This window comes from Solibacillus sp. R5-41 (assembly GCF_002736105.1).
Lineage (GTDB): Bacteria > Bacillota > Bacilli > Bacillales_A > Planococcaceae > Solibacillus.
In genome coordinates this window covers 726049-741901 of record NZ_CP024123.1, presented here as the reverse complement: position 1 = coordinate 741901, position 15853 = coordinate 726049, and the positions used below count along the sequence as shown (strand labels likewise).

The 15853-nt window shown below is 37.7% G+C and carries 19 protein-coding genes; 5 read left to right on the top strand and 14 right to left on the bottom strand.

What is annotated here, in order from left to right; genetic code table 11:
• Positions 1-39: 39 nt before the first annotated feature.
• From CSE16_RS03365 to CSE16_RS03340, 6 genes are all read right to left on the bottom strand, one after another.
• Positions 40-288 (bottom strand): stage VI sporulation protein F, encoded by a 249-nt coding sequence (locus CSE16_RS03365; RefSeq protein WP_099422573.1) that lies wholly within the window; start codon positions 286-288, stop codon positions 40-42.
• A gap of 168 nt (positions 289-456) precedes the next feature.
• Positions 457-597 carry a YjcZ family sporulation protein gene (locus tag CSE16_RS03360; protein WP_099422572.1) on the bottom strand — a complete coding sequence of 47 codons (141 nt, stop codon included), beginning with the start codon at positions 595-597 and terminating at the stop codon, positions 457-459.
• A 63-nt stretch (positions 598-660) separates the two neighbouring features.
• Positions 661-1026 (bottom strand): stage V sporulation protein AE, encoded by a 366-nt coding sequence (spoVAE, locus tag CSE16_RS03355; RefSeq protein ID WP_099422571.1) that lies wholly within the window; start codon positions 1024-1026, stop codon positions 661-663.
• A 6-nt stretch (positions 1027-1032) separates the two neighbouring features.
• Positions 1033-2028 (bottom strand): stage V sporulation protein AD, encoded by a 996-nt coding sequence (locus CSE16_RS03350; protein ID WP_099422570.1) that lies wholly within the window; start codon positions 2026-2028, stop codon positions 1033-1035.
• The gene (gene spoVAC / locus CSE16_RS03345) at positions 2022-2477 is read right to left on the bottom strand and encodes a stage V sporulation protein AC (RefSeq protein ID WP_099422569.1); all 456 of its coding nucleotides are present in this window, start codon (positions 2475-2477) and stop codon (positions 2022-2024) included. The genes CSE16_RS03350 and spoVAC overlap by 7 nt, the downstream gene beginning before the upstream one ends.
• A 1-nt stretch (position 2478) precedes the next feature.
• Complete coding sequence (locus CSE16_RS03340) at positions 2479-2880, bottom strand: YhcN/YlaJ family sporulation lipoprotein (protein ID WP_099422568.1); 402 nt, start codon at positions 2878-2880, stop codon at positions 2479-2481.
• 353 nt (positions 2881-3233) lie between these two features.
• Here CSE16_RS03340 and CSE16_RS03335 point away from each other — a divergent pair, with 353 nt between their 5' ends.
• Entirely contained in the window at positions 3234-3749 is a 516-nt protein-coding gene (locus CSE16_RS03335) for a CotY/CotZ family spore coat protein (protein WP_099422567.1), read from the top strand.
• An 86-nt stretch (positions 3750-3835) separates the two neighbouring features.
• Here CSE16_RS03335 and CSE16_RS03330 read toward each other — a convergent pair whose 3' ends face one another.
• The 6 genes from CSE16_RS03330 to CSE16_RS03305 all read right to left on the bottom strand — a co-directional run bounded on the left by CSE16_RS03330 (position 3836) and on the right by CSE16_RS03305 (position 9109).
• Positions 3836-4153: a 4-diphosphocytidyl-2C-methyl-D-erythritol kinase gene (locus CSE16_RS03330; RefSeq protein WP_099422566.1), complete on the bottom strand. Its 318-nt coding sequence runs from the start codon at positions 4151-4153 to the stop codon at positions 3836-3838.
• Between the two features lie 50 nt (positions 4154-4203).
• Entirely contained in the window at positions 4204-5580 is a 1377-nt protein-coding gene (mgtE, locus tag CSE16_RS03325; RefSeq protein ID WP_099422565.1) for a magnesium transporter, read from the bottom strand.
• Positions 5581-5995: 415 nt separating this feature from the next.
• The gene (locus CSE16_RS03320) at positions 5996-6883 is read right to left on the bottom strand and encodes an RluA family pseudouridine synthase (protein WP_099422564.1); all 888 of its coding nucleotides are present in this window, start codon (positions 6881-6883) and stop codon (positions 5996-5998) included.
• Between the two features lie 11 nt (positions 6884-6894).
• Positions 6895-7689 carry an NAD kinase gene (locus CSE16_RS03315; RefSeq protein ID WP_099422563.1) on the bottom strand — a complete coding sequence of 265 codons (795 nt, stop codon included), beginning with the start codon at positions 7687-7689 and terminating at the stop codon, positions 6895-6897.
• A complete protein-coding gene (locus CSE16_RS03310) occupies positions 7686-8366 on the bottom strand; it encodes a GTP diphosphokinase (protein WP_099422562.1) in 681 nt (226 codons plus the stop codon). The genes CSE16_RS03315 and CSE16_RS03310 overlap by 4 nt, the downstream gene beginning before the upstream one ends.
• Before the next feature lie 350 nt (positions 8367-8716).
• The gene (locus CSE16_RS03305) at positions 8717-9109 is read right to left on the bottom strand and encodes a UPF0738 family protein (RefSeq protein ID WP_099422561.1); all 393 of its coding nucleotides are present in this window, start codon (positions 9107-9109) and stop codon (positions 8717-8719) included.
• Positions 9110-9227: 118 nt separating this feature from the next.
• Between CSE16_RS03305 and CSE16_RS03300 the strand changes: the two genes are divergently transcribed.
• The 4 genes from CSE16_RS03300 (at position 9228) to CSE16_RS03285 (ending at position 12069) form a co-directional block, all read left to right on the top strand.
• Positions 9228-9815, top strand: a complete 588-nt coding sequence (locus tag CSE16_RS03300; protein WP_099422560.1) for a CYTH domain-containing protein — start codon at positions 9228-9230, stop codon at positions 9813-9815.
• 23 nt (positions 9816-9838) lie between these two features.
• Positions 9839-10594, top strand: coding sequence for a lytic transglycosylase domain-containing protein (locus tag CSE16_RS03295; RefSeq protein ID WP_253896158.1), 756 nt, complete (start codon positions 9839-9841; stop codon positions 10592-10594).
• 273 nt (positions 10595-10867) lie between these two features.
• On the top strand, positions 10868-11266 hold the full coding sequence (locus CSE16_RS03290) for a globin domain-containing protein (protein WP_099422558.1): 399 nt from the start codon (positions 10868-10870) through the stop codon (positions 11264-11266).
• On the top strand, positions 11263-12069 hold the full coding sequence (locus tag CSE16_RS03285; RefSeq protein ID WP_099422557.1) for a DsbA family protein: 807 nt from the start codon (positions 11263-11265) through the stop codon (positions 12067-12069). Before CSE16_RS03290 ends, CSE16_RS03285 begins: the two co-directional genes overlap by 4 nt.
• 697 nt (positions 12070-12766) lie before the next feature.
• On the opposite strand, the gene pepF is transcribed toward CSE16_RS03285, so the two are convergent.
• Entirely contained in the window at positions 12767-14575 is a 1809-nt protein-coding gene (pepF, locus tag CSE16_RS03280; protein WP_099422556.1) for an oligoendopeptidase F, read from the bottom strand.
• Positions 14576-14636: 61 nt separating this feature from the next.
• Complete coding sequence (locus CSE16_RS03275; protein ID WP_099422555.1) at positions 14637-15767, bottom strand: competence protein CoiA; 1131 nt, start codon at positions 15765-15767, stop codon at positions 14637-14639.
• Positions 15768-15853: the final 86 nt, after the last annotated feature.

The window sequence follows — 15853 nt, the reverse complement described above, 5'->3', positions numbered from 1 at the left end:
ATGTTTAATGTGCTTTTGCAACATTAAACATCCTCTTTTTTATCGCATTAACTTTTCAATTTTACTGAAATCTAACGAATGCCCATCTTTTAAAATCGATTGCACAATTTTTTCTTCCAAGTCTTTTGTGATCGGTTTATTGGCGATTTGACTTACCTTTTTAACAATTTTCCGAACTTGCTTTTCATCGGAGAAATTTGCGTGGGTAAGGGCATTCGCTAAATTCATAATTTCATCAATGCCCATTCCAGTTTTATTTTCTACTTTTTTAAAAAAAGATTTATCCATCTAAGCCTCTCCTATCAATTACGCCTCTCCTAACTTTAGTCCAGATTTTTTCGAGCGAGCTCGAAAAAACCTGCGACATCCACCGGAGCTTTAATAACCACTGAATTAAGTGCATATTTGGCATTCATCCCACCACTGCTAAACGGAAGGGAATTCTGCTGACACAAGTTAAATAAATACGCTACCAACAATAATAAGTAGGATGAATAGTACAACGATTAGAACGAAAGTACCGCTGTTGTTACAGTTATTATACGCTGGTGACTCATAGTTGCAACATTGTTGTTGCCAACCTCCATATCCAGACACAAAAATCCCTCCTTCCTATTTTGTAGTGTATGCACAACAAAATAATAAAAAGAGGGTTATAGTCTAGTCTACTTTTCCTTTTGACTTAAAAATAATTGCCGCAATAAAACCAAAAAGGATGGCCGCACTTATTCCTGAACTTGTCACTTCAAACATACCTGTTAAAACACCAATCCAACCATGCTTTTCTGCTTCAGCCATCGCACCGTGTGTCAATGAATTTCCGAATGATGTAATAGGTATCGTAGCCCCTGCTCCAGCAAGGTCAATTAGTGGCTCATACAATCCCAAACCGTCTAAAATGGCGCCACAAACAACCAAAATGGATAATGTATGCCCTGGTGTTAATTTAGCAACATCCATCAGCAATTGACCAATCAGACAAATAGTTCCACCTATTAGAAAGGCAAATAAAAATGTAAACTCCATGCTCAATCACCCCATTCCAAGTTCAATCGCATGTGCCGTACAAGGAATTGTTTCGCCTTGTTGGAACGATAAGGGTGAAAGCAATGCACCCGTTGCGACAAGAAGCGCTTTTTTATAGCGACCGCTTTTAAATTGTTCAAGTAAATAGCTATAGTATACCGATGCAGAACAGCCCGCCCCACTCGCACCCGCTTGAAATGCTGTATCTTCTCCATAAAATTCAGCACCAGCATCGCGAAACCTCGCCAAATCTTCCTTAGACGTTCCACTTTGGGCAAACATCGCCTTTACTATTTTTAAGCCAATTTTCCCTAAATCCCCTGTCATGATGACATCGTAATCTTGAATTTTTTGACCGCGCTTCTTCAAATGAGCTTGGATCGTTTCAAAAGCAGCAGGTGCCATTGCGCCTCCCATATGGAGTGGATCCGTTGCGCCATAGTCAATCACCTTGCCAATCGTCGCGGCTTCAATAGCTGGAAACTGCTCATGATGTTTTCCTATAAGCACAAATCCTGCACCTGTTACTGTCCACTGAGCAGTTGCTGGCTTTTGGGCCCCATAAGCAACAGGATAGCGGAATTGCCTCTCTACTGCATTGTGTTGACTCGACGCACCAGCAATCGCAAATTCACTAGCACCAAGCTCAGTCAGTAAAGCCGCTATAATAACAGAAGAAACTGATGTCGCACAAGCCGAAAACAAACCAATAAATGAAATGGCCAATTCCCTTGCTGCAAAATTCGTCGGTGTCATTTGATTGATCAAATCGCCACCTAAAAAATAATCGATATCCAAATTATTCAAATTCGACTTTTCTAAAATCACTTTACATGCTTCCGAAATAAGTAAAACATGTCCTTGTTCATTCGTATTTTTGTTCGCTCTTTCATCAGTAAGCACTTTATCAAAATAGGAATGAAAAACACTACGCTTCTCCAGTGGCCCTACGATTGCGGCAGCTGCTAATATAGACGGCTTTGAATGAAAAATAATTACCATGAGGCCACACCTACCGATACTAAAATCAATTTAATAAGCGTAACGAAAAAGGCGGAGACAACCCCAAATAAAATGACCGAACCAGCGAGCTTAAACATATTTCCACCAACGCCGAGTACAAGCCCTTCTGATTTATGTTCGATCGCTGCTGAAATGACAGCATTGCCAAATCCAGTAACTGGAACAGCGCTTCCTGCACCAGCAAATTGTCCTAGCTTTCGATATTGTCCAAGACCGGTTAAAATCATTGCAATAAATATCATCGTGGCAACGGTAGGATTCCCTACTGTTCGTTCTGTAAAATCGAAAAAAATCATGTAAAATAAGGAGATCCCTTGTCCAATCACACAAATGAGTCCTCCTACAACAAAAGCCTTCAATAAATTAAGTGCATAAGGAGTTGGTGGCGATATTTGGTCCTTGAGTGTGTTATATTGTTGTTCTTTCAATTTACGTTTCCTCCTTAGCTAGCTTTTTTAAAACCTGGATTTTCTCATGAACGTCTTGTTGATCCTGTTCTTCTAAAATCTTCGAGGTTTCCCAAAACAGCTTGAAGTCAGTTGAAACCGTCACGTTCAAATCCGTAAATTTTTGCTCTAGTTTTTTCTTCCAGCTTTCTTCCACTTTCATTCGATTCCATTTTTTCCACGGCTTCACTTGCATCGCTACAAATAACTCATCATTTAATAAAATAACATTCGCCTCGTCAATGACATTCGCTTCCTTCAATAAATGCTGAATTTCTTGCTTATTTTGTTCATCGTTGACAGATTGATATACGGCAACCTTTTCACGTTCATCACAGCCAACTACCAATAATACGAAACTTAATACGACAATCCATTTTCGCAATTGGATCCCCCCTTTTTTGAATTCTTTTCTCAAAGTATTGCCTTTCCATTTTTTATTTATTCATTATGTAAGGACCAACAATCAATTATGCCTCGATATAATTCACTTGTGCTCGTAAAGGATGTTAATCATTTAGGTATTGCAGCAAGACGTGACATTCCTTAGCTAGCGTTTAACTATTCCAATGACACTTTGAACACCCACTGAAGTAAAAACGAATAACCGCATTTATCTCACTACTTATTGAGGTGAGTTCTGCTGAAAGAAGTTAATAAGGGTTCACAATCGCCCGAGTCAATTTGCATATCGGTCATATTGTAGAGAGAATTTAAGATTGAATGGAGGTGAAATTTATGGGATGTGGAAGAGGTAATGATACTGGCGGCCACTCTTCAAAACGCGGATGTGTATGTGAAGTTGTGCGCTCTATTTTAGAAATTCAAAATGCAGCAACTCAAAATGAATGTTCAAGTTGTACAACGAACTGTTTCTTAGAACCACTAGGAGGCATCGTTAGTCCAGCACGTCATTCTGCTGATACTCGTGTTTTTACATTATTAACAAAAACTGGATGCCCATTCTTTGCAACATTTAGTTCTACTGATATGCCTTGCGATATTTGTACATCAATTTATTTCCGTGTAGAGGATGTATTCGATAGTTGCTGTGCGACATTACGTGTACTTATTCCTTTAGACGAATGTAGAGACCCTGTGCAATTAATACATGACCACGGTTGTGAAATTAACATGCGTAAAGTGTGTGAAGTAGTTCATTTTGCTCCATCAGATAGCTGTATCACAGTTGATCTTGATTGTTTCTGCGCAGTACAATGTATCGCTGACGTAAACCTTGGAGTTTGTAACTAATTTTTAACCAATGTCATTAACCTATGATTATATATTTCACTTAAACGTGCAAAAATGGGAAGCCCGACCAAAGGCTTCCCATTTCTTTATGAAGAACTATAAATCGCAACAATTTCATTGCCATTAATAATTCGTACGCTATCAAAACACTGCAATCTCACTTCACATTCATTCAAATTTTCAATCGATGCGACAAATTTCTCACCAGACTTTAGCACAAGTAATAAGGGTCTTGGATCTTTCGAAGGCCTTGAGAAGAAATGGAGTTGCCTTGCAATTAATGAGTTTTGAATTTTTTCAGGCGGGGTGGAAAGTAGTTCATAAACCGACGTACTTTCCTCAATTTCAATCGGCTCACGGTAAAAGCTTGGCGTATTAATAAAGAGTAACGGATGAATTTCCATAATACACATCCTTTTTTCTTACAATATGCAATAGACGTCCATCCTGTTCGTCACATAATTTGACTAATAAACGCGGAAGCTAGACCTAAGTAGATAACAATACTCGTTACATCATTTAATGTCGTAATAAATGGACCCGATGCAACAGCAGGGTCAACTCCCATTTTATGCATTAATAATGGGATGAATGATCCAGCTAATGTTGCCACAATAATAGAACAACAAATGGCTGCTCCTACTAATAAGCCAATTATTAATGTCTGTTTCCAAATAAAAATAACGCCGACAACAAGTGCACCACTCACAAGCCCCATAATGACACCTGTGCCTAACTCACGTAAAATAAGCCTAAACTTGCTCTTCCCACCAATATCCCCTGTTGCAATACCTCGTACGGCAACAGCAAGTGCTTGTGTACCGCTATTTCCGGATGTTCCTGAAATGAGCGGAATAAATGTTGCAAGCAATGCCACTTTATCCAATGTCGCTTCAAAAATGCCCATTAGACTGGACGTAAACATTCCTAAAAATAAAAGAATAATGAGCCATGGTAGGCGTTTTCCTGCCGCTTTAATTGGTCCTGCATCGATATCATCCATATCCGAAATACCCGCTAATTTGGAGTAATCGTCCTCTGCTTCTTCATCAATAACGTCAATAATATCATCGACGGTAATAATCCCTTGCAGTTCTAGGTTATCATTAATAACCGGAATCGCTAAAAAGTTATAATCTTTCATAATATGCGCAATGTCTTCTTGGTCATCTGTTATTTTTACGGATACGACACGATCGCTCATAATGTCACGAATCAGTGTATCTTCATTTGCAATAATTAAATCACGTAAAGACATAACACCTGTTAATTGATGGCCATCATTAACAACAAATATATAATAAATTGTTTCCGCCGTTGGTGCCTCTTTACGGAGAACGGTCATAGCCGAGCGCACAGTGGATGTTTCTAAAATCGTAACATATTCGGTTGTCATGATGGCACCGGCTGTATATTCTTCGTAGCCTAATAATTCATTAATTTCTTCAACGGTTTCACTATCCATCATTTCTAAATAGCTTTCTCGTTGCTCATTATCTAATTCATTTAAAACGTCAACGGCATCATCGGCATACATGAAACTGAGCATTGCTGCACCGTATGCGGTATCCATCTCTTTTAAAAAGTCTTCATATTCATCATCATCTAGCTCAATTGCTTCAAAAATCGTTGCCATTTCTTGAGGGGATAAAAAGCGATAGATGATCTGTCGTATGTCTGGTCCCACCTCTTCATAAAACTGGGCTTGATCATACGGGTGAAGCACTAAAAAATGTTCACGAAATACTTCAATATTTTCTTCTAATAAGAGTATTCGCAACAATTCTCCATCATATTGGACTTCCTTATTCGTGGATTTTTCTTCTATCATGCTCGTTCCCCTCCTCTCGATTTTTTGATAACGCATTATTTTAGTACGTAACGTAGACTTTCGTCAAGCATCTCCTTAACCTAACTATAGTCTATTTGCACGTTACTTGTGTAATTTCTACTACTTTGTAAATTTTGAAGTTGGGAAAAAATTAACTTCTAATATCGATTCTAATATAGTGTGCTCTTATTTGGCTGGCTAAGCACATGAGGCGCACAGACAATGTTAGCATAAATCTGTACGACTCATCTGTGTGCTTTGTGCAAGGCCCGCAGAAAGCGACCGAACCGGAATGGAAATCAACTCCTCCCTTTTTTAGGACAATTTTTAAAAGAAGGATTCTTTAGTTCAATTTATATATAATATGCGCCATCTAAAAAACCACCATTACATCAAAATGGTGGTTTTTGCTTACTTAATTATTTAAAGGTTGGGTTAAATTTTCTGGTAGTTGGCTTTCAAATATCATTACTTCACCTGTAAGCGGATGTGGAAATTGAACGAATACGCAATGGAGCGCTTGACGGTCTAATGATTGCTGACTGCCCCCATATAAGTCATCTCCTACTAATGGATGACCTATATGAGCCATATGGACACGGATTTGATGCGTTCTACCTGTATGAAGCTTTAATCGCACAAGTGAATTTTTATTGCCCTGCTTCAAAACTGTTACATCCGTATGGGCAGCTTGACCATCAGCACATACCTCACGTTCAATAATGCTCGAATCTTTTCGTCCAATGGGCGCTTTAATCGATTGTTTTTCTATTTTTACATGCCCTTCCACAACCGCCTCATATTCACGTTGAAGCTGCGCACTTTTTTGCTGCTCACTCATTAAATGATGAATATGACGATGTTTGGCAATAACCATTAAGCCGGAAGTATCGCGATCCAAACGGGTAACAATATGAACCGTTGAAGCAATACCTTGCCGTTGAAAATAACCGCGCACATAGTTTGCAACACTTCCACTCGGATGCTCTCTTGAAGGAATTGTGCTTATATAGGCGGGCTTATCAATTATAAGCAATGCCTCATCCTCATAAACAATGGCAAGTTCGCCGTATTCTGCTATGAGCCCTTCACTTACTTCTTCTGGAGGAAAAATAATTGTAACGACATCTCCACCTTGTAACGGGTGACGAACATTACGCTCCTCACCATTCACATAAAGAGCACCACCATCAAATTTAACAGCGGTTAATGTGCGCTTGGAAATACCAAAATCCGCTAATGCATCCCGAAGTAACTGTCCATCTTCTTTTACTATAAATTGTAATTGATATCTTTTATCCATATTGCTCCGTTCTATTCATTCGCAACAAATGAATCATGCACGCGCTCCCAGAACGGGAATGGACGAAATCGCGCGAAACGAACTCGCTCATTCGCCACATTAAACATAATCGACTTTACATCGGTTTCTGTCATACTAATATGGTCCACAGTCATATTAAATTGCTGGTCATTCACTGGCTTTAATGCACAGTTATGGTGCGCTGGTAATACGAGTGAAGACCCTACTGTACGGAACACGCGGTTGTTAATCGACGCCATTTCTGTAATTTGGAATGCTTGCAATGTTGGATGTATAATTGCTCCACCTAAAGCTTTGTTATAAGCCGTACTTCCAGATGGTGTTGAAATACATAGACCATCTCCCCGGAAGCGTTCAAAATGTTCCCCATTCAGTTCGACATCCATCACAAGCGTTACATCTGGTGATTTGATCGTCACTTCATTTAACGCTAAAAATATGCTCGATTCTGAATGTTTACGATGCACTTGAACTTCTAAAAGAGGATATTCTACAACGTTAAACTCTTTTTTTGCAATCGAAAGGACGAGCTTTTCAAGTTCTGAAGGCTTCCAATCGGCGTAAAATCCTAAATGCCCTGTATGAATACCGACAAATGCTGTTTTATCTAAACGGTTCGAATAGCGATGAAATGCGTGCAATAACGTTCCATCTCCACCGATTGACAAGACAATATCAGGGGTTTCTTCATCTAAAATTAAACCAAATTCGGTTAAATACGACTTTGCGAGCTCCATCAATTCATTTGATTGGTCATCTCGGCGTGATTGAACTGCAAATCTCATTCTTTGTCACGCTCCTTATTGTCAGCTGATGTATGGATAGCTGGATTTGGTGCTTCTTTAAATTCATTGAAATATGCCTGTGCATCTTGAATCTCACTGCGTATTGATGACATTTCTTCATCTAAACGGAAAGCAGCTTCTGCAGCACTTTGCAGGCGATTTTTAATTTCTTCAGGAAAAATCCCTTTATATTTGTAGTTTAATGAATGCTCAATGGATGCCCAAAAATTCATCGCCAAAGTTCGAATTTGAATTTCTGCTACGACTACAATGCGACCTTGTATCGTTTCAACTGGATACTCGATAATCATATGATGCGAACGATAACCACTTGGCTTGCTATTTGAAATATAATCTTTTTCCTCAATTACTTTCAGATCATCTCGTTGGCGAATCAACTCTGTTACCGTAGCAATATCGTCAACAAACTGGCACATAATACGTACACCTGCAATATCTTGTAGCTCATTTCCTAAATGTGCAGATGGTTCGAATGGTAGCTCTTTATCACGTGATTTATCATAAATACTCGCTAAAGGTTTAACCCTTCCTGTGACAAATTCAATTGGCGAATTCGCGTTCGTAATGCCAAATTGTGATCGCATCCCTTTTAATTTTATCTTCAGCTCGTCCACCGCTTGTTTATATGGACTTAAAAAAATTTCCCATTGTCCCATCTACAAAACCTCCCAACATGAAATAGTAGAGAAATCCCTATTATTTCAAAAACACGTTCAATTATATCAATTATGCCTCGGCAGAAAGAAGATTAATTACGCCTTGGCGTAATTGCGTCCAGATTTTTTTCGAGCATGCTCGAAAAACTCCCTTAAAAACCTGTGACATCCACCGGAGGCTTTGGGCCAACTTGATGTTGGTCACTCAGGCGTTGCCGCACGATGCGGCGTTCTTAGCCTGAGTTCCTCTATTCAGCCAGAGTTTGAATCCCCACTGAATTAATGGAATACTTTGCATTCATCCACCACTTATAGAAGTGGAAGACTCCCGCTAAAGCAAGTTAAATTAATTATACTTCATTCAGTTCAAAAAATCGGGAAAATTCTTGCTCCACTGCCGCTACAAATGCTTCGCCGTAATTCCCATTTCCTTCAATATTAAACAATAACATCGTTAATTCTTCAACAAAATTCGTTAAGGCGATCGGACCTTCATGCAAACGTAATAGTGGCGTTTGTTCTGTTAAAATCATTTGCAGTAATTGCGGCCAAATCTCCTTTGAAAAGCTTATGTAACTATACGCGTTGTCTTCTTCGACTATGTAAAGAAAAGTCTCATTATCTGAATCCACAATGACTTGACCTGTTGCTTGTAATTGTATATGTTGCTCTTTTTCATTTAAAATAAAATGTAGTTCTTGATCGACAATTTCAAATTTTTCAATTATGTATAATTTACGCAATGAATTAAACTCCCTTTTTCATAAGTTTCTCTTCTTATTTTACCATATAGAATAACAGGATGCGAAAATCGAACGAGTAAAAAGGTAAAAACAAAAGTACAAAAAAGGATGGTTAATAATGAGCCAACAAATCGAAATTGAATTTAAAAATTTGCTAACGAAAGAACAATACGAACGACTGCTACTTGCCTTTTCAGTTGAAACGCCTCAAATTGAAAGACAAATTAATCATTATTTCGACACGCCAGCGCAGCACTTGAAAAAATTATTAAGCGGTTTGCGTATTCGAATGGTTGGTCAGGATATCGAATGTACATTAAAAGAAAAAACAGCTGAACATCAACATTTAGAAACGACGGAACAATTAAATACGAAACAAGCGGAACAAATGCTTACTGGACAATCTCTTCCCGCCACCTCAATTCGTGAGCGTTTGCAGGAATTAAAGGTACCGCTCCATGAAATACAGCGATTCGGAACATTGACAACAGATCGTGTCGAATTACCATATGAAGGGGGTATCCTCGTCTTTGATCATTCTTTTTATTTGCACTGTGAAGATTATGAGGTAGAATATGAAACAAATGATGAAGTGTTTGGAAAAAATGTTTTCTCTCAATTTTTGCTAAAATATGACATTACACCTCAGGATACGCCAAAAAAAATTGCGCGCTTTATGACAGCTTTACAACAACAGAAAGGTTAGGTGTTTTTATGGATCTTACATCAATGAAAACGTTATTAGAGTTACAAACAATGCAAAACTTAACGACTCAAACGGATACCAATACGAACGCTCTTTCTTCAAGCTCTTCCCTATTTTCCGGGCTAATTGAGGATTTATTGAAGGACCAATCAATGAACACATCTGATTCTTTAAGTGGATTGGGCGATGTCAGTTCATCACAACGTTTATTAACGATGATTCAATCAAACGGAGCGAAAACGGGGGTATCATCTGCCAATCCCTATTTAGCGACATTTTTATTAAATGATTCAGACGCACCATTTAATAGTCCAAAATTAGACAACAACGAGCTATCTCCACTTGCTCCATATACAAGAGACTATACGGGGCAACAAGCATACAAGGATGTACTTGCAAACGCAGAAAACTATCGTGATGTCATTTCCGAGGCCGCTCAAACGTATAATTTACCTGAAAAATTAATTGCAGCGGTCATAAAGCAAGAATCCAACTTCAATCCAAATGTCGTGAGCTCTGCTGGGGCATCTGGTTTAATGCAGCTCATGCCCGCTACTGCAAAATATTTGGGTGTGACAGATCGTCAAAATCCCGAACAAAATATTATGGGCGGTGCAAAATATTTACGCCAAATGCTCGATAAATTCGACAATGATATTTCCACAGCACTTGCTGCCTATAATGCCGGACCGGGGAACGTTAAAAAGTACGGTGGAATACCGCCATTTAAGGAAACACAAAATTATGTAACAAAGGTATTAAATTATTATAATGCTTAAAAAGCACACTATTTTTTTTTGTTAGGGCACATTATTTGAGAAAATGGAAATACGTTGCTAGAATAATTGTATCGCCCTATTTAAAGTTGTCATTACATAAATGGTAAATCCATTTTGACATACGCCGTAGACATTGGGCCAACACGATGTTGGTCATCTGGCTTTACCACAGTTCACGGCGTTCTTAGCCAAAGTTCTACTATTTCAGCTGATATATAGACACCTGCTGCAAGAAGTTACAAGGTCGAAGTAAGACATAAAGGAGTAAAACTAATGAATCGAAACTATACGATTCCTTACGAGGAACTCGGTGCTGAAAAGCTATCTGAACTATTAAACGCGTTCTACTCTCGAGTGGCGAAGCATCCTTTACTTATTCCGATTTTCCCGGAAGATCTAACTGAAACAATTCGTAAACAAATTCAATTTCAAACGCAGTATCTTGGTGGACCTAATTTATTTACAGAAGAACATGGTCATCCAATGATGCGCGCTAGACATATGCATTTTAAAATTACACCTGATCGTGCACAAGCATGGCTTGAATGTATGGCTGAGGCAATGGATGAAGTCGGCTTAGACGGTAATTTCCGTGAAGTCTATTTCAAACGACTTACATTAACTGCTCACCATATGGTCAACGCTCCGAATGATGAGGAGGGATTTGAGTGAACAATGTCCAACTGTTACAGCAATCAATTGCACCTTCTACATGTAATAAGCCAATAGAATTATATATTTTTATTGATCCACTTTGCCCGGAAGCCTTTGCAATGCAAGGTACCCTACGCAAATTACAGGTCGAATATGAACATTACTTTACATGTCGATATGTTCTCAGTACGGAACTTGCATCATTAAACAGTATTAGTAACCGTATTAAAGGATGTGTTTCAGGAGCAGAATTGGATATTTCGCATCCAGCATTACCTTCAATAGCAATTAAAGCAGCTGAATTACAGGGCAAACGTGCAGGCTTCCGCTATTTAAACAAGGTACAAGAAGTGGCTGCATTAAATACGCGCAATATACATTCCCATGCAACATTACTTGACGTTGCGTATGAAGTAAATTTAGACATGAATGAATTCACAGCTGATTTCGGCTCAAAGGAAGCGGCCCGTTCCTTCCAATGCGATCTTCACTTAACACATGAAATGGAAATTGATGAAGTTCCAAGTATCGTATTTTTCAATGAATGTATTGAAGAAGAAGGTTTAAAGGTTAGTGGTTCTTATAGCTATGAGGTTTATGAGCATATTTTACAGGAGCTGCTTGGAGAAGAGTTAGTTCGTCAGCCCATTCCAACACTCGAAAAATTGTTCGACCGTTTTAACACCTTATCAACTGCTGAAGTTGCAGAAATTTATACCATTAGTGAAGCTTCAGCAGAACGCGAACTAAAAAAACGTATGTTACAACAAAAAGTAGAACGTCTCATGACAGACGATATTACGATGTGGCGTGCGAAATAAGGCGAAACTATAACCAAACAAATTCAGAATAGTTGTGGCAGTCTCAGCTATATTTCTAAGTTCCATTAAGCGTTAATGTGGGGGGTTTACCGACCGTTAATACGTTAACAATCATTCCGCTCTTATATTTTTTAAAATTATACAGCCAGCTAACCTCTTTTAAGGGGATTCGCTGGTTTTTTTATGTTTTTATTTATGAGAATAATTTTTTGCTCGTACTAAAATTTAGTTTGAGTAGCTATCTGTTCATTCCTAGCTTTACCAAAACAATTAATAAATTTCAAAAAACAAAAGAGGCACCTCTATCCTCGACGATAGGGTGCCTCTTTTTCACAAAGGGGATGGGAGAAATGTTCACGTTCAAACAAAGGGGTGTATGTTTGTTATGTGATTTATTTCACGTATACTAATTTAACATAGAATAATAACAGTTGCAATGTATCTCACATTGTTTCACAAATTCGCCATATAGTAAGCGTTTTCAACTATTGGTATGACACATACTTTCTTTTTAAATGGTTCCCTCTTCAACATAATGCAACGAACCCTTGCTACAACGGCATTTTATACAAATACAATGTGTTTTACTACTTCATACATTTAGAGGGAAATTAAGTAAAAATTACTTACCACCAAATAGAAGATTCCCTCTCAAAAAAGAAAACACACTGAGATTTCAGTGTGTTTTCATGCAAATTTAATTATTTAACAATAACTTTTCAAGCTCTTCTAATTTCTCTTCAAACACTTTACATGCTAATGCAATCGGTTCAGGTGATTCCATATCAACACCTGCGGCTTTTAACACTTCAATTGGGAAATCTGAGCAACCTGCTTTTAGGAAGTTGTTAATATAACGGTCTACTGCTGGTTGACCTTCTTCTAAAATTTGCTTGCTTAACGCTGTTGCTGCTGATTGACCCGTTGCATATTGGTACACATAATAATTGTAGTAGAAGTGTGGAATTCTAGCCCATTCTAAGCCGATTTCTTCATCTACTGATATATCTTCCCCAAAATACTGTTTGTTTAAATTGTAATAAATCTCCGTTAATTTTTCTGCTGTTAACGCTTCACCTTTGCGATCCATTTCGTGAATCATATGCTCGAACTCAGCAAACATTGTTTGGCGGAAAACGGTACCACGGAAACCATCTAACCACTGATTTAATAAGTAAATTTTTTGCTTATCATCATCTAACGTTTTCATTAAATAGTCAAATAGTAATTCTTCATTGCATGTTGATGCTACTTCTGCAACGAAAATAGAATAGTCTGCGTATGGATACGGTTGGTTGGCACGTGAATAGAAACTGTGCATACTGTGACCAAATTCATGCGCTAACGTGTATAAGTTGTTGACGTTGTTTTGCCAGTTCATTAATACGTATGGATTTGTTCCAAATGTACCAGATGAATAAGCACCACTACGCTTCCCTTTATTCTCCAAAACATCTACCCAGCGAGAATCCAATCCCGTTTGAACGCTATCTTGATATTCTTTACCAAGTGGCGCAAAACTGTCTACCATCATTTTCTTCGCTTCATCATACGTTACTTCCATTTTCACTTCTTTGACAAGTGGTGTAAATAAATCATACATATGTAGTTCATCCACACCTAATACCTTTTTACGCAATGAAACGTAACGGTGTAATACTGGTAAGAAGTCATGTACCGTCGAAATTAATTGATCGTAAACTTTTTCAGGAATAAAATTATTACTTAATGCAGCATGACGAGCTGACTCGTAATTGCGAATTTTTGCATCAGCATTATGCGCTTTTACATTCCCAGATAGCGTAGTGGCAAATGTATTTTTAAATTGGCCATACACTTGATACATCGCCTTAAATGCCGCTTCACGCACTTCACGATTATCACTTTCTAACATCGTGATGTAGTTCCCGTGTGTTAATTGAACATCTTCTCCGTCCTCATTTTTAATGATTGGGAATTCTAAATCAGCATTGTTTAATGCGCTGAATGTCGTGCCTGATGCAGAAGATACTTCTGATAGCTGTGCCAGTAATTCTTCTTTTTCTGCAGATAATACATGCGGACGACCTAAATTTAATTCTTTTAAGCTTTGTTTATACAGTTCCAGTGGCTCATAGCTCGCTACAAAGCTGTCTAATGTCGCTTCATCTAACGCTAAAATCTCTGGTGTAACAAATGACCATGTTGCACCCATTTTTGCTGCTGATGAACGAATACGACCATCTAAATCCTGATATTTACTATTTGTTGTATCTTGATCGTGCTTTAAATGAGAGTAAACATATAGTTTATGAAGACGCTCCATTAATTGATTGCTAAATTGTAAAGTATTGTACAAACTTTCAGCGCTCTCAGCTACTTTTCCTTTAAAATCGGCAGCTTGCTCTGATAATTTTTCTACTTCCTTTAATTCAACTTCCCAAGCATCATCTGTTGCAAAAATTGATGTTAAGTCCCATGTTAAATGCTCTGGTACTTCGTTACGTGTTAATACTTTTTTAGACATATGGTATATCCCCCATCCTTATTGTTACGAAATTCTAAATTATAAATCTATTTAATCAATTTTATACAGGAAATGCAAATAATTCCTCGTATATAATAGCAAATAGTTGTTTGGATGTAACTTTACTATGAATTGATTCAATCTCCAATTTTTTTAACACGGCTAAATATTGCTCTATGGTTCTTCGCAAATTAACATGTGCTTTTATTTTTGACCATTCTAAAAAATATGGAATCGCATTCAAATGAAAGGTTTGAGGTGTTAATTGATGACGCTCCATAAAATAAAAAAGTTGGAGTTGCCATTCTACACAAAAAATTTCAGATTGCTCATTATTTAATAATGGAATCCCAATAAAATTCGGTAACTTAGATGCCGTTAACTTTAGTTCATAAATCGCACGCAATAAGGAATCATTAACCCCTTTTCGACTTAAGAGAAGCCTTGTATGCAAAAATTGTAGTCGATACGCGGCAAATTGGGTCAGCATTGCCTCCAATTGATTTTCGGACATTTTTTTAGGGACAAAAAAAGGAAAAACTTGATTCATTAAAGAAATGGATTGAATATAACCAAAATATTGCTGACCCTGAATAGGTAATAAATTACTTATATAATAAAATGTACGACTATGTACATCATAGCTTAGTAAATAGTGCTGATTTTTATACGTTTGAATATATTGTACATTCGTATGATTAATCGAAATTTTCGTTAAACCTTGGGATTTAAATTTTTCATTGGGTGTTTGAATAATCCAAATTGGCATGATTTGAATGTCTTTATAACCTTTTGTACGCTTTTGGAAATATTGTGAGGAAAGGCGACTACACTGAAATTCAATCGCATATTTCTGCGTGCCTTTTGTAATAAGCAGATCGGGTCGTTGCTGAATGGCGGGTAAATAAGGTTCTAGTACTGGCTGTAATTGAAGTTTTTGAAAGAGCTCTTGTAAATGTTGCTTACCTAATAAATGGGCATAGGACTCCCCTTCTGAAAACAGCGTATCACAGTCACTTTTCTTTATATGTGCAAAATGGGGTATTTTAATTTGTCCCACTTTTAAAATGAGCAACGCTTTACATTGTGGGCAATAAAACCGAGTCGTTTTCTTTAACGCGAGTAATTTTTCTTGTGGCGTCCATCGATCTAATTGATAGAGTTGTTGTTGTTCCGTTAAGGCAACGAGCATAATGCACCTCCTTATGTATCATCGTAGCGATTTTACAGTTGCATTTCAACTTACGAAACATTACTTTTGTCAAAGTTTCATTTTGC

What these genes read in the sequence shown, in the direction of transcription:
- CSE16_RS03300 (WP_099422560.1), top strand. Translation starts at nt 9,228, where the DNA reads ATGAGCCAACAAATCGAAATTGAATTTAAAAATTTGCTAACGAAAGAA.
- CSE16_RS03275 (WP_099422555.1), bottom strand. Translation starts at nt 15,767, where the DNA reads ATGCTCGTTGCCTTAACGGAACAACAACAACTCTATCAATTAGATCGA.
- CSE16_RS03365 (WP_099422573.1), bottom strand. Translation starts at nt 288, where the DNA reads ATGGATAAATCTTTTTTTAAAAAAGTAGAAAATAAAACTGGAATGGGC.
- CSE16_RS03320 (WP_099422564.1), bottom strand. Translation starts at nt 6,883, where the DNA reads ATGGATAAAAGATATCAATTACAATTTATAGTAAAAGAAGATGGACAG.
- CSE16_RS03350 (WP_099422570.1), bottom strand. Translation starts at nt 2,028, where the DNA reads ATGGTAATTATTTTTCATTCAAAGCCGTCTATATTAGCAGCTGCCGCA.
- spoVAE (WP_099422571.1), bottom strand. Translation starts at nt 1,026, where the DNA reads ATGGAGTTTACATTTTTATTTGCCTTTCTAATAGGTGGAACTATTTGT.
- CSE16_RS03310 (WP_099422562.1), bottom strand. Translation starts at nt 8,366, where the DNA reads ATGGGACAATGGGAAATTTTTTTAAGTCCATATAAACAAGCGGTGGAC.
- mgtE (WP_099422565.1), bottom strand. Translation starts at nt 5,580, where the DNA reads ATGATAGAAGAAAAATCCACGAATAAGGAAGTCCAATATGATGGAGAA.
- CSE16_RS03335 (WP_099422567.1), top strand. Translation starts at nt 3,234, where the DNA reads ATGGGATGTGGAAGAGGTAATGATACTGGCGGCCACTCTTCAAAACGC.
- pepF (WP_099422556.1), bottom strand. Translation starts at nt 14,575, where the DNA reads ATGTCTAAAAAAGTATTAACACGTAACGAAGTACCAGAGCATTTAACA.
- CSE16_RS03295 (WP_253896158.1), top strand. Translation starts at nt 9,839, where the DNA reads ATGAAAACGTTATTAGAGTTACAAACAATGCAAAACTTAACGACTCAA.
- CSE16_RS03330 (WP_099422566.1), bottom strand. Translation starts at nt 4,153, where the DNA reads ATGGAAATTCATCCGTTACTCTTTATTAATACGCCAAGCTTTTACCGT.
- CSE16_RS03315 (WP_099422563.1), bottom strand. Translation starts at nt 7,689, where the DNA reads ATGAGATTTGCAGTTCAATCACGCCGAGATGACCAATCAAATGAATTG.
- CSE16_RS03290 (WP_099422558.1), top strand. Translation starts at nt 10,868, where the DNA reads ATGAATCGAAACTATACGATTCCTTACGAGGAACTCGGTGCTGAAAAG.